Below are 12,725 nucleotides of genomic sequence, written 5' to 3' on the forward strand. Positions count from 1 at the left end.
CCACGCCCACCTCTCCTCGTCGTGCTGACATAATGTGCATTATCGGTGTTATCGAAAAGAGGCAGAAGGGGTGGATAGGCTCATACGATGACCGGACAGAATGTGGAGATCGGCTGGGATGCAGCGCGGCAGGCCAACCAGGAGAACTGGGAGGATCGCGTACCGCTGCACGAGTCGGCATACGGGCTCGACGCCTACGACGATCCGGATCACCTCAGCGACGTCGTCCGGCATGACGTGGCGGTTCTTGAACCGTTCCTGCCGTCGAACAGCCTGTCAGGACTCGACCTGTGCCACCTGCAATGCCACATCGGCACCGACACGGTGTCACTGGCGCGTGCCGGAGCTCGCGTGACCGGCGTCGACTTCTCGCCGTCGGCGCTCGGGGTCGCGTCGACGCTCGCGGACCGCGCCGGGGTCGACGCACGATGGGTGCAGACCGATGTGTTGGACGCCCGAAGCGCCGTGGACGGCGACTTCGACGTCGTCTACACGAGCATCGGGACGATCACCTGGCTGCAGGATCTCGATCGCTGGGCCGCACAGGTCAGCGCCTTGATTCGCGCGGGCGGAACATTCTTCATCCGAGACGGTCACCCAGCGCTGTACGCGCTCGACGAGAACGCGCAGGGTCTCACCACGCGGTACCCCTACTTCGGCGACGGGCGCGCGCAGCAGTGGGATGAGGAGTCGACGTACGTGGGTGATGGAAAGGTCGCCCATCCTCGCACCTACGAGTGGCCACACCCGCTGTCCGAGATCTTGGGGGCACTGCTCGGTGCGGGGTTGCGCCTCTTGCACTTCGATGAGGGGCGGATGCTCCCGTGGCAGTTCAGCCCACGCATGGTCGAAGTGCCGGGCGGGTACGCCTGGCCGGAAGCCGAGCGCAACCTGCTCCCCTGCACCTACACGATCATCGCGCGGAAAGACTGACGCGTCAGCGGTACTCGCGTCCTTGGCAATCCACGGCGTCGTCGAACGCACCATCTGAGAGCTCCTTGCGCACCGCCGACGACAGACTCGCCTTCGGGATCACGGCGACCTCGACGGACTTCGCCGCACTCAGATACTCGTTGTCAGCGCACGCCGCGACCACGATCCACTGTGCCTGCGCTGCTGTGGTCGTATAGGACGCAGGTTCTCCGACGCGCGGCGACACGTCTTGAATCAGGAGCAGCGATGTCTCCGGCACAGCATCCGACACCGTGTTGAGCGGCTTTCTGACAGCCTCGTCCGTCGGCAGGCCAGTGGGTGCGCAGCCGGCCAACCCTGCGCAGCACACGATCAGTGCTGCGCAGGCTGCCAGGCCAGTCGGGGTCAGAGTCCGCACGAGATCGCCGAAGGCGACGGGTTGAATGCCGTCAGTTTGCCGCTCGTCTCAACCGTCTTCCAGTAGGTCGGCCCGATCCGCGGCTTGTATGCCTCCTGCTTCTGGAGGTTGTAGCGGTACTTCGTGCCGACGGAGTGCGCCTTCCAGGTCTGGCCACTCTTCAGGGGCGGAGATGTGCATCCCACGGTCGTCGTGACGCTCGAGGTCGCGCTGATCTTCAGTCCGGCAGACACACTCGCCCGACTCGCCCCGACGCTGAGCTCGATGTTCCTGGTCGCGGTCTTCCCCTTCGTGATGACGCACGTGCCGCCTCCGGTCGTGATCCTGCAACTCGCGATCACTCCCCCGATCGAGTTCGAGGTGGACGTCACGTTCAACACGTTGTAGCGATACACCGCGGCCTCTGCCGCCTGCGTGGCGCCCAGCGTGAAGACACCGATGCAGAGTGCGCCGACGACGGCGAGGAGACCGCTTCGGGCCGCGTTGCGCTTCGGTCGGTCGGACATCGTCGTCGATGAATCGTGAGTGCGATCGAAGAATCGCGGGATTCGAATGGTCATCAGTGCTCCCTTGCTGAGTGGATCAGTCAAGAGAACGCTATCTGCTGTCATTCGACGACAAAACCCCCGTAAATGGGGAATCTTGGGAAATGAATCACCCGCTGACGTAGGCCGCCAGGTGCTCCCCCGTCAGTGTGGATCGTTGGGAGACCAAGTCGGCTGGGGTTCCTTCGAACACGACACGTCCGCCGTCGTGCCCGGCTCCCGGGCCGATGTCGATGATCCAGTCGGCATGCGCCATCACGGCCTGGTGGTGTTCGATCACGATCACGGTCTTCCCCGACTCGACCAGACGATCGAGCAACCCGAGGATCTTGTCGACGTCAGCCAGGTGGAGGCCCGTCGTCGGCTCGTCGAGCACGTAGATGTCGCCCTTCTCCCCCATCTGGATCGCCAGCTTGATGCGCTGCCGTTCACCGCCCGAGAGCGTCGACAACGGCTGTCCGAGCGAGAGATACCCGAGGCCGACGTCGTCGAGTCGCCCCAGGATCGCGGTGGCAGCGGGCAGCTTGGCCTCGCCCTCGGAGAAGAACGCCCGTGCGTCCGAGACGGGCAGGTCGAGCACTTCGGTGATGTCCTTGCCTGCGAGCTTGTACTCGAGCACGGCGGCCTGGAAGCGCTTGCCCCCGCAGTCCTCGCACGGCGTCTCGATCGAGTCCATGAACCCGAGTTCGGTGACGATCACACCGGCGCCCTTGCACGTCGGGCATGCCCCTTCGGAGTTGGCGCTGAACAGCGCCGGCTTCACACCGTTGACCTTCGCGAACGCTTTGCGGATCGGCTCCAGCAGCCCCGTGTACGTTGCCGGGTTGCTCCGGCGCGAACCCTTGATCGCGGCCTGGTCGATCGCGACGACACCCTCGCGCTTCGTCACTGATCCGTGGATGAGCGAGCTCTTGCCCGACCCTGCGACGCCGGTGATCACACTGAGCACACCCATCGGGATGTCGACGTCGACGTTCTGCAGGTTGTTGGCTGTCGCGCCGCGCACCTCGATCGCCCCGTCACCGCTGCGGACAGCATCCTTCAGTGTGGCGCGGTCGTCGAGGTGCTCGCCCGTCCGTGTGCCGCTGGCCTTGAGGCCGTCGACCGACCCCTCGAAGCAGATCTCGCCGCCGCCGCTGCCGGCGCCGGGTCCGAGATCGACGACATGATCAGCGATCACGATGGTCTCGGGCTTGTGCTCGACCACGAGCACGGTGTTCCCCTTGTCGCGCAACTGCAGCAGCAGACCGTTCATGCGCTGGATGTCGTGCGGGTGCAGACCGATCGTCGGCTCGTCGAACACGTAGGTGATGTCGGTCAGCGATGAGCCGAGGTGTCGCAGCATCTTGATGCGCTGCGCCTCTCCCCCTGACAGTGTGCCGGACGGGCGCTCCAGGCTGAGGTACCCGAGGCCGAGCGTGACGAAGGCGTCGAGGTTGGCGCTCAGCGCTTCGAGCAGCGGCCCGGCACCCGGAAGGTCGAGACCGCGCACCCAGGCCGCGAGATCGGTGACCTGCATCCGGCACGCGTCGGCGATGCTCACCCCATCGATCTTCGATGAGCGCGCGCCCTCGGTGAGTCGGGTGCCGTCGCATTCAGGACAGACGGCGAAGGTCGCGACCCGCTCGACGAATGCACGGACGTGCGGCTGCAGCGCATCGAGGTCCTTCGAGAGCATCGACTTCGTGATCTTCGGGATCAGCCCCTCGTAGGTCATGTTGATGCCGGAGATTTTCACCTTGGTGACCTCGCCGTACAGGAACAGATGCCGCTGCTTCTCGGTGAACTGCTCGATCGGCTTGTCGCCCGGGTAGAAACCGGACTGGGAGAACCCCTTCACCATCCAGCCGTCAGCCGTGTACCCGGGGACCATGATCGCGCCCTCGTCCAACGATTTGGACTCATCGACGACCTGCGCAAGGTCGAGATCCGATACCGCTCCCCTGCCCTCGCACCTCGGGCACATGCCGCCGAGGTAGATCGCATCCTTCACGATCTTCTTCTCACCGCCCGGCCCTGTCATCACGCCGCTCGCCCGCTGCGTCGGGATGTTGAACGAGAACGCGGTCGGTCCGCCGATGTACGGGGTACCGAGCTTGCTGAACAGGATGCGCAGCATCGCATTCGCATCGGTGACGGTGCCGACGGTCGAGCGCGGGTTCGCACCGAGCCGCTCCTGATTCACGATGATCGCCGTCGTGAGTCCTTCCAGCACGTCGACGTCCGGACGCGGCACCGAGGGCATGAAGCCCTGCACGAACGCGCTGTACGTCTCGTCGATCATGCGACGCGACTCGGCCGCGATGGTGTCGAAGACGAGCGAGCTCTTGCCGGACCCCGACACCCCGGTGAACACCGTCAGCCGTCGCTTCGGGATATCGACGCTGACCTCCTTGAGGTTGTTCTCGCGTGCGCCCTGCACACGGATGAGGTCGTGGCTGTCGGCGGCGTGTGGGGCAGGAGAGGACATCGGCATCCTTGGTGTTCGAGGCTGAGGGGCTCAGCCGGCCTGATTGATTCGGAGCAGATTGCCTGCGGGGTCGCGGAAGGCGCAGTCCCGCACGCCGTAGGGCTGATCCATGGGCTCTTGCACGACATCCGCCCCGTGCTCGACGAGTCGGTCGAAGAGCGCGTCGAGGTCATCGCTCGCCAGCGTGAGGGCGCCGTAGCTGCCCTTCGCGATCAGCTCGAGGATGGTCTGGCGCTCGGCATCCGTGATTCCGGGGTCTGTTGCCGGCGGATGCAGCACGATCGACGTCTCCGGCTGCCCGGTCGGGCCGACCGTGAGCCAGCGGAGGCCGTCGTACCCCACGTCGTTGCGCACCTCGAATCCGAGCGCGTCGCGGTAGAAGCCGAGTGCCGCGTCGGCGTCGGTGTGCGGAAGGAATGCGTAGTGGATGCTGATGTTCATGGTGTTCACGCTAGATGTGCGCCCGTTCGGGGCGCTTCTTGATTCCTGATCGGTCTGGTCACGTGCTTGGCCTGGAAGACAGGGATGCCTTCCACGGTGGCGGCTCGTTCACGGTACACGCTGGGTGGGACTCCGACGAGCTCCGTGAACCGGGTGCTGAACGTGCCGAGCGACGAGCATCCGACATCGAAGCAGACCTCCGTCACGCTGCGGTCGCCACGGCGCAGCAGGGCCATCGCCCGCTCGATGCGGCGCGTCATCAGATACGAGTACGGAGACTCTCCGTACGCCTCGCGGAACTGCCGGCTCAGGTGTCCGGCAGACATGTGCACGCCACGCGCGAGCGCCTCCACATCGAGGGGCTCGGCGTACTCCCGATCGATGCGATCCCGGACTCTCCGCATCACCGCGAGATCGCGGAGGCGGGAATCGTCTGGTGGAGTCACGAGATGATCCTGCCATGACGGTGCATCACGCGGAATGACGGGATACGACGCACTTCTGCGGTCCTCCCCCATGATGCGCATCGCGAGCGATACCCTGAAGACGCCCTCACAGGATTCTCCCAGAAAGGCATCTCCCATGTCCGAAGCACTCTCCGGAGCGAAATCGCTCTTCAAGTCGATCCGCATCACGCTCGCCGTCTCCGGCGTCATCGCCCTCATCGCAGGCATCGTGCTGCTCGTCTGGCCCGTGAAGTCCGCCGTCATCGTGACCGCGATCTTCGCCTCCTATCTCGTCGTCGCCGGTCTCGTCTACATCGGTCTCGGCATCTTCTCCCATGCCCGCGGTGGCTGGGCGCGCGTCGGCCACATCGTGCTGGGCCTCTTCTACATCGCGGCAGGCGTGATCGCCTTCGCCAACCTCGGCGTCGCCGCGGCGACACTCGCGCTCGTGGTCGTGATCTTCATCGGCATCAGCTGGATCATCGACGGCGTGGTGTCCCTGTCGCTGCTCGGACAGGACGGTTCGCGCGTCTGGACCCTGCTCTACGCGCTGCTCAGCATCATCGCCGGCGTCGTGGTGTTGTTCTCGCCGCTCATCGCGGGCCTCGCGATCTGGCTCTTCTTCGGCATATCGCTGGTCGCACTCGGCATCGTCCAGATCATTCGCGCGATCACGCTCGGCCGCGACGGCAAGGACTTCGTCGCGGCGGTGCAGTCGGAGACCACGGTCTGATCCGCTCCTCGAACCGGATGAGAACGGCCCCGCCCTGCTGCTGCAGGACGGGGCCGTTCTCGCATGGATGGGACTACTCGGCAGCGAACGCGCTGACGTCGCCGACGAGACGCGTGTTGTCGGCCGGCACCGGGTCGACGGCTGCCTGTGCGACCTCTGCGGCGAACTCCGAGACGTTGTAGAGCTTGCCGGCAGACTCGCGCCGCTCGGCGATCGCACCCGGGTTGGCGCGCTCCAGCAGCGTCGCGGTGATGGTGCCCTCGATCATGTCGCCGGAGACGACGGTGAAGCCGACGCCCTTCTCGGCGAGGCCGGGGATCAGCTCGCGCAGCGCGTCTTCGCCAGCTCGCTTCGACAGTGCGACGGGCTCGTACTCCGGCATGGTCGGGGTGGTGCGGATGAAGTGCGCCTGGTGGCTGGTCACGAACACGACGCGCGAGCCCTCACCGAGCAACGGCGTCGCGGCCTCCAGCACGTTGACCTGCGCATCGCGGTTGAGGGTGAGCGCGTAGTCCTCGGCCATACCGGACTCCATGCCGCCGGAAGCGTTCAGGACCAGCACGTCGAGGCGACCGTACTCGGCGCGTACCGCGTCGAACATCGCTGCGATCGACTCCGGATCGGTGAGGTCGGCGCCGACGACGAGCGCGCGGCGTCCGAATTCGCGGAGCTGGGCGGCGAGCTTCTCCGCACGAGGCGCCTTGTTGCGGAAGTTGATGACGACGTCGGCTCCGGCCTGTGCCAGGTAGCGCACCGTGTCGGCTCCGATCCCGCGAGACGAGCCGGTGACAAGAGCGACCTTGCCGTCGAGAGATCCTGCGGGAAGAACGTCGGTCACGGTGACTCCTCTTGATGCGTGAAACGCCGCGATCACGCGGCGTTCCCAGACTATCAAGACCGCCTCGCGGCACCCCGGCGACGTCACACCCGCATGATAGGTTGACGCCAAAGGAGGCCGCATGGACAACTTCGCGACATTCGTACAGTTCATCGACCAATGGGCATGGATCGGGTGGCTGGTCCTGATCGCCCTCTTTCTCGTGATCGAGATGCTGACCCTCGACTTCACCTTCCTGATGTTGAGCTTCGGCAGCCTCGTCGGTCTCGTGACCGACTTCGTGGGCATCCCGATCTGGGTCCAAGTGCTCATCGCCGCCGCCGCGGCCGCGCTCTTCATCCTCTTCCTGCGACCACCCCTGCTCAAGAGACTGCGTCGCGGGGAGGACCCGACGAAATCGAACGTCGACGCACTCATCGACCTCCGCGGCATCGCTCTCCACGACATCACGCAGATCTCCGGCCAGGTCAAGCTCAGCAACGGCGACACCTGGACCGCCCGCACATCCACTTCCGTGCCGATCCCCCAGGGCTCACCGATCGCCGTCACGGCGATCACCGGGGCGACCGCCACAGTCCGTCCCGTCAACGACTAGGAGAACCTCATGGACGACGCCTCGTTCATCCCCGCGGCCATCGGTTGGATACTCGTGATCGCGGTGATCATCTTCGTGGTGGTCACCCTCGCCCGCTCGATCAGGATCATCCCCCAGGCGACAGCCGGGGTCGTGGAGCGGCTCGGCCGGTACCACAAGACCCTCATGCCGGGTCTGAACATCCTCGTACCGTTCATCGATCGTCTTCGGCCCCTGATCGACATGCGCGAGCAGGTCGTGTCCTTCCCGCCGCAGCCGGTGATCACCGAGGACAACCTCGTGGTCTCGATCGACACGGTCGTCTACTTCCAGGTCACCGACGCGCGAGCGGCGACCTACGAGATCGCGAACTACCTCGGTGCGGTGGAGCAGCTCACGACGACGACGCTCCGTAACGTCGTGGGTGGACTGAACCTCGAGGAGGCCCTCACCAGCCGTGACAACATCAACGGGCAGCTGCGTGTGGTCCTCGATGAGGCGACCGGCAAGTGGGGCATCCGCGTCGGCCGGGTCGAGCTCAAGGCGATCGACCCGCCCATCTCCATCCAGGACTCGATGGAGAAGCAGATGCGCGCGGAGCGTGACCGTCGAGCGGCGATCCTGACCGCGGAGGGAACCAAGCAGTCCGCCATCCTCGAGGCCGAGGGCTCGCGTCAGGCGGAGATCCTCCGAGCTGAAGGTGACAAGCAGGCGGCCGTGCTGCGTGCACAGGGTGAGGCCGAAGCCATTCAGAACGTCTTCACCGCGATCCACCAGGGCGCACCGGACGACAAGCTGCTGGCCTACCAGTACCTGCAGATGCTGCCGAAGATCAGCGAGGGCCAGTCGAACAAGCTGTGGATCATTCCGAGTGAGCTCACGGAGGCGCTGAAGGGCATCGGCAGCGCGTTCACGCCCAAGCCCGGCCAGGCGCCGACGAACACCCCTCCCGGCGTGTGACGCACCCGTACTTCGAGAAGGCACAGCACCCCAGAGTCCTCGCGCATCGCGGTCTTGTGACCTCGGTGGGCGAGGACTCCGGTGTCTGGGAGAACTCCGCAGCCGCCTTCGCCGCTGCCCACGCGGCGGGCGCCGAGTTCATCGAGACTGACTGCCAGGTCACCGCTGACGGTGACGTGGTGCTGTTCCACGACGCGACGATCGAGCGGCTCACCGGCGACCCCCGGTCCGTCCGAGAGGTGCGGACGCGCGAACTTGCACTGTTGTTTGCAGATCACGGTGGCCTGCTCACCGTCGCCGACGCGCTCGATTCCTTTCCGCTGACGCGGTTCAACATCGATGTGAAGACAGCTGCCGCAACCGATCTGCTGGGCCCGATCCTGGCCGAGCACACGCACCGCGTGCTCGTGACGAGCTTCTCAGACGCGAACCGTCGAGCCACGGTCGCCGCCACGGTGCGGGCAGGAGCATCGATCCGCCCAGCGACTTCGGGAGGCAGCTGGACGATCGCTGCGGTCCGGGCGCTCTCGGCGCTCCGGGTCTCGTCGTCTCGGGCTCTGAGAGAGATCGATGCGCTCCAGATCCCGGAGCGTCACGGCCGGCTCCAGGTGCTGACGCCTGCAGTGCTGCGCGCTGCGCACCGTGAGGGGGTCGAGGTGCACGTGTGGACCGTGAACGAGCCCGAGGCCATGCGCCGACTTGTGCTCGCCGGTGTCGACGGGATCGTGACCGACCGCGCCGATATCGCTGTAGAGGTCGTGCGCGATATCGAGCCGCCACGCCGCCCATAACCTCCTGCGCTGGGATTCCGCTGTGAATCCGGCCGAGAAGTCGCTCGCATGGATGAAGCCCACAGGCTGGAGCGTTATACCTGACAGCGACGAGAGGACCACACAATGGCAGATCGCAGCCTGCGCGGCATCCGACTCGGCGCCCAGAGCCTACAGAGCGAAGAGGGCGTCGTTTTCATGGAGCGCCGTGAAACCACCTATACCTGTGACACGTGCGGCCACGTTACGAACCTCATGTTCGCGGCCGACGCCGAGCCGCCCCAGACCTGGGAATGCCGCTCCTGCGGCGCGGAGGCACGACTGAACGTCGACGGCCAGGCCGTGACGCTCGAGGTCACCGACGAGAAGGCGGCGCGTACCCACTGGGACATGCTGCTGGAGCGCCGCACCCGTGCCGAGCTCGAAGAGCTCCTCGAGGAGCGCCTGGCCTTCATCCGCGCCCGCCGAGGCGCCGGCGAAGACCCCACTCGGGAGAAGATCGGGGCCTGACCCGCTGCACCACGAACGCGACGACGGATCGGGTGATCCGCCGTCGCGTTCTGCTGTGCGCCTGCGCGTCGTCGCGTGCTACCGGCCGGCGTCGAGGTGGATCCCGAGGTCGGTTCGACCGGGTAGGAGATCCGGTCGAAGCGCTCGGGTCCCCGCGTAGTCGCCATCGCGCAGCCGCCGGAACGGCTGCACGGCCTCCGCATCGATCGTCTGCAGTCGGTCACGGAGACGTGTCACCTCACGTTCGACTGCATCCGTGTCGAGCGCGTCAGCGTCATGGATCACGTGCAGGTCGAGCACGTCGATGCCCACGTACCAGAGCGTGCCGTGGGTCAGCGGGAACAGCAGCGCGTCGAGGTCTCCGCTGATGCCGCGTGGGCCGATCGACCGTGCGTCCTCCCCCGCGGTCACCACGATCAGTGCCTTTCGCCCGGTGAGGCCGCCTTCACCGTAGCGACGCGGCACCCCGAGATCCGGGTCCATGTCTCCGTACGCGAACCCGCTCGTGAGCACCCGATCGAACCAGCCCTTCAAGATGGCGGGCATCCCGTACCACCACAGTGGGAACTGGATCACGAGCAGTTCGGCGTCGGCGAGCTTCGACTGCTCCGCGAGCACGTCGGCGGCGGCCTGGCCGCGGAGGTAGGCCTCCCCTGCCTGCTCGGCGAGGTTGCCCGGTATCGCCGCGAGGTCGCCGAGATCACCAACACTCAGCACCGGGTCGAAGCCCTGCGCGTGCAGGTCGGAGGTCGCGACGGCGTACCGCTCCCTCAGAGCCGTCGTGCCCTCCTCGAAGAGCCGATGGTTGAACGACCCGTGACGCGGGTGGGCGTACAGCCACAGGGCGCTGCCTGGCGTGGGCGTGTGGCTGATGGTCATCGTGCGTCCTCGCGTTCCTGGGAGCGGTGTTCGGTCGCGATGGCGAGCACCACCGTCGTGAGGGCGTCGCGTGCGCGATCGGTGCCGATCGATCCGGCGAGGGCGGCCCGGGCGAGCGCGTCACCCGCACCGATGAGCGCCCGCAACCCGGCGGCGTCCAGCGAGCCCGAAGACGGCTCGAGCGCAGCGCGGCACATGTCGAGGTAGGCCTGCTCGGCCTCCTCCCTGAGCCGGCGGAGCGTCGACGAACCGGCGAGGGCAGCGACCACGTCGGCGAGCTCTCTGCCCTCGGCGAGGCTGCAGTCGACGTAGGCGCCGGCGACGAGGGCTGCGGTCGTGGACAGATCTGGAGCCGCCCCATGGAGCGCGTCGCGCAACGTCTGACGCTGACGATGCTCGAACTCCCGGTAGAGCTCGGCGAGCACCCCCGCGCGGTCGCCGAAGTGGTCGTACACGAGCGGCTTGGTCACCCCTGCTCGCTCGGCGAGACGCCCCAGCGAGAGCTCGTCCGTGCCCTCCTCGCGGATGAGCGTGCGCGCCGTGTCCAGCAGCTGGGCGTGACGGTCGGGCTTGGTCAGACGTCTCCGGGGTTCGGTTTCCGATACGGCGTGCATTTCTGCCCCTCTGATCGATGCGAAGAACTTACCCTTAGTAACTTACCATTCGTAAGTTACGCGAGGGTGGTTCCGCGCGACGATGTCAGCGGCGTCTGCTGCGCCACCATCCCACGAGGAGTGTGATCAGACCGCCCCATAGCAGCACCTGCTGCACCCAGGGGCCGAGCACGATGCCGGCCGTCAGTCCAGTGCGCAGGTCGACATCCTCCAGCATCGCGCCCGACTCGTCGGCGTCGAGGCTCGTCACCGTCTCGCCGTTCGGCCGGATGATCTGACTCGTGCCGACGGTTGAGACGTTGACCACGCTTCGTCCGGTCTCGATCGCCCGCATGCGCGCGAAGGCGAGCTGCTGCAGGTTCTCATCGGTGCCGCGGAAATCCGCATTGTTCGTCTGGAAGACGAGCACCTGCGCGCCGGCGTTCATCCCTTCGAGGATCACGTCGTCATAGATCACGTCGAAGCAGATCGCGAGACCGACTGCGACGCCGTCGATGTCGACGATCGGCGGGTTCTCGCCGGGAGTGTACTCGCGCTGGATGAGACCGATGAGATCGGGAGCCAAGGCATTGAAGAAGGCGCGGTCAGGTACGTATTCGCCGAAGGGCACCGGGTGACGTTTGTCGTGCAGCTGCGTCGCTCCCCCGGCATCGGTCCACAGCAGCGAGGTGTTGAAGTATCGGTCGGCGCGGCCGGTCGCCGCGTTCGCGAGCAGCGGTGCACCGATGCGCGTGGTGATCAGCGTCATCCGTCGGGCGAGCGTCTCGTTCTGGAATGGATCGGTGTCGAGCGATCCCTCCGGCCACACCAGGAGGTCGACGTCCTCCCCATACAGCGGCTCGGTGGCCTCGGTCTGCGCGTCGATCACCGAGTAGGGTTCCCGCTGGTCGAAGTACCCGGTCGGGCCGTTCCCCTGCACTGCGGCGATCCGCATGGTGCCGGCATCCGCGGTGGGGAAGATCGGCGTGAAGGCGAGCACGAGGACCAGCGCCGCTGGGACGACGAGCGGCAGCGGTCGCCGCCAGGCACGCAGCCGGACGACCTCGACGACCATCGCGACCAGCAGCACCATGAGGAACCCGAGACCGCTCACGCCGACCCATGAGGAGAGCGACGCGAGCGGGCTCTGCGCTTGGCTCATACCGATTCGAGCCCACGGGAAGCCGCCATACGGCCAGGTTCCGATGAAGAGCTCTCGCCCGACCCACAGCGCTGCCACGACCACTGGCAGCAGGAACAGACGGGCGGCGGCCGAGGGGAACGCGCGCGGCACCCAGCGGTACGCCAGAGCGATCGGGATCAGTGCGAGAGCGGTCAGCGCGCCTTCCAACACGCTGAGCGCAGCCCACGGCACCGGCCCGAGGTATCGCGAGGTCCAGGACACCAACAGGGCGAAGAACAGGATGCCGTAGACGAGTCCGACCGTGAGCGCGCCGCCGAACCGCCGACCGATCAGCGAGAGCAGCAACAGAGCCGTCGCAGGGAAGGCGAGCAGCCAGACCGCGGCGCCCGGGTAGGCGAAGAACATCAGGACGGCAGCGACCGCTGCGGCGATCGCGGCGGCCCACAGTGGCAGGAGAGGGCGCGAGAGCGCGCGGGATTCGGACATCCCTCT

Annotated in this window: 15 protein-coding genes; 6 read left to right on the forward strand and 9 right to left on the reverse strand. The window is 66.4% G+C overall.

Translation table 11 applies throughout. The features are described 5' to 3' along the window. The first annotated feature begins 87 nt into the window (after positions 1–87). A complete protein-coding gene (locus RS83_RS15000) occupies positions 88–933 on the forward strand; it encodes a class I SAM-dependent methyltransferase (protein ID WP_045280295.1) in 846 nt (281 codons plus the stop codon). A gap of 4 nt (positions 934–937) precedes the next feature. Here the strand turns inward: RS83_RS15000 and RS83_RS15005 are convergent, their stop codons facing one another. From RS83_RS15005 to RS83_RS15025, 5 genes are all read right to left on the reverse strand, one after another. Further along, positions 938–1,330, reverse strand: coding sequence for a hypothetical protein (locus RS83_RS15005; protein WP_156153225.1), 393 nt, complete (start codon positions 1,328–1,330; stop codon positions 938–940). Next, complete coding sequence (locus RS83_RS18395; protein WP_052679140.1) at positions 1,318–1,890, reverse strand: hypothetical protein; 573 nt, start codon at positions 1,888–1,890, stop codon at positions 1,318–1,320. The genes RS83_RS15005 and RS83_RS18395 overlap by 13 nt, the downstream gene beginning before the upstream one ends. A gap of 94 nt (positions 1,891–1,984) precedes the next feature. Continuing rightward, the gene (locus RS83_RS15015) at positions 1,985–4,345 is read right to left on the reverse strand and encodes an ATP-binding cassette domain-containing protein (RefSeq protein ID WP_082071690.1); all 2,361 of its coding nucleotides are present in this window, start codon (positions 4,343–4,345) and stop codon (positions 1,985–1,987) included. Positions 4,346–4,375: 30 nt separating this feature from the next. Then, complete coding sequence (locus tag RS83_RS15020; RefSeq protein WP_045280878.1) at positions 4,376–4,786, reverse strand: VOC family protein; 411 nt, start codon at positions 4,784–4,786, stop codon at positions 4,376–4,378. A 5-nt stretch (positions 4,787–4,791) separates the two neighbouring features. Then, positions 4,792–5,190, reverse strand: a complete 399-nt coding sequence (locus tag RS83_RS15025) for a helix-turn-helix transcriptional regulator (RefSeq protein WP_045280879.1) — start codon at positions 5,188–5,190, stop codon at positions 4,792–4,794. Positions 5,191–5,368: 178 nt separating this feature from the next. Here RS83_RS15025 and RS83_RS15030 point away from each other — a divergent pair, with 178 nt between their 5' ends. Further along, positions 5,369–5,965 carry an HdeD family acid-resistance protein gene (locus RS83_RS15030; RefSeq protein ID WP_045280298.1) on the forward strand — a complete coding sequence of 199 codons (597 nt, stop codon included), beginning with the start codon at positions 5,369–5,371 and terminating at the stop codon, positions 5,963–5,965. A gap of 73 nt (positions 5,966–6,038) precedes the next feature. Here RS83_RS15030 and RS83_RS15035 read toward each other — a convergent pair whose 3' ends face one another. Continuing rightward, positions 6,039–6,803, reverse strand: a complete 765-nt coding sequence (locus RS83_RS15035) for an SDR family oxidoreductase (RefSeq protein WP_045280299.1) — start codon at positions 6,801–6,803, stop codon at positions 6,039–6,041. A gap of 121 nt (positions 6,804–6,924) precedes the next feature. Here RS83_RS15035 and RS83_RS15040 point away from each other — a divergent pair, with 121 nt between their 5' ends. The 4 genes from RS83_RS15040 (at position 6,925) to RS83_RS15055 (ending at position 9,617) form a co-directional block, all read left to right on the forward strand. Further along, complete coding sequence (locus RS83_RS15040) at positions 6,925–7,398, forward strand: NfeD family protein (RefSeq protein WP_045280300.1); 474 nt, start codon at positions 6,925–6,927, stop codon at positions 7,396–7,398. Between the two features lie 9 nt (positions 7,399–7,407). After that, entirely contained in the window at positions 7,408–8,337 is a 930-nt protein-coding gene (locus RS83_RS15045; RefSeq protein ID WP_045280301.1) for an SPFH domain-containing protein, read from the forward strand. Further along, positions 8,334–9,128 (forward strand): glycerophosphodiester phosphodiesterase family protein, encoded by a 795-nt coding sequence (locus RS83_RS15050; RefSeq protein WP_045280302.1) that lies wholly within the window; start codon positions 8,334–8,336, stop codon positions 9,126–9,128. The genes RS83_RS15045 and RS83_RS15050 overlap by 4 nt, the downstream gene beginning before the upstream one ends. A 105-nt stretch (positions 9,129–9,233) precedes the next feature. Further along, positions 9,234–9,617, forward strand: a complete 384-nt coding sequence (locus RS83_RS15055) for an RNA polymerase-binding protein RbpA (protein ID WP_045280303.1) — start codon at positions 9,234–9,236, stop codon at positions 9,615–9,617. A 78-nt stretch (positions 9,618–9,695) separates the two neighbouring features. Here the strand turns inward: RS83_RS15055 and RS83_RS15060 are convergent, their stop codons facing one another. The 3 genes from RS83_RS15060 to lnt all read right to left on the reverse strand — a co-directional run bounded on the left by RS83_RS15060 (position 9,696) and on the right by lnt (position 12,719). Continuing rightward, a complete protein-coding gene (locus RS83_RS15060; RefSeq protein ID WP_045280304.1) occupies positions 9,696–10,496 on the reverse strand; it encodes an NAD(P)H-dependent oxidoreductase in 801 nt (266 codons plus the stop codon). Continuing rightward, positions 10,493–11,110: a TetR/AcrR family transcriptional regulator gene (locus tag RS83_RS15065; RefSeq protein WP_156153226.1), complete on the reverse strand. Its 618-nt coding sequence runs from the start codon at positions 11,108–11,110 to the stop codon at positions 10,493–10,495. The genes RS83_RS15060 and RS83_RS15065 overlap by 4 nt, the downstream gene beginning before the upstream one ends. A gap of 85 nt (positions 11,111–11,195) precedes the next feature. Next, positions 11,196–12,719 carry an apolipoprotein N-acyltransferase gene (gene lnt, locus RS83_RS15070; RefSeq protein WP_045280305.1) on the reverse strand — a complete coding sequence of 508 codons (1,524 nt, stop codon included), beginning with the start codon at positions 12,717–12,719 and terminating at the stop codon, positions 11,196–11,198. Positions 12,720–12,725 lie beyond the last annotated feature (6 nt).

It is taken from the genome of Microbacterium oxydans, assembly GCF_000956525.1.
Taxonomy (GTDB): domain Bacteria; phylum Actinomycetota; class Actinomycetes; order Actinomycetales; family Microbacteriaceae; genus Microbacterium; species Microbacterium oxydans_A.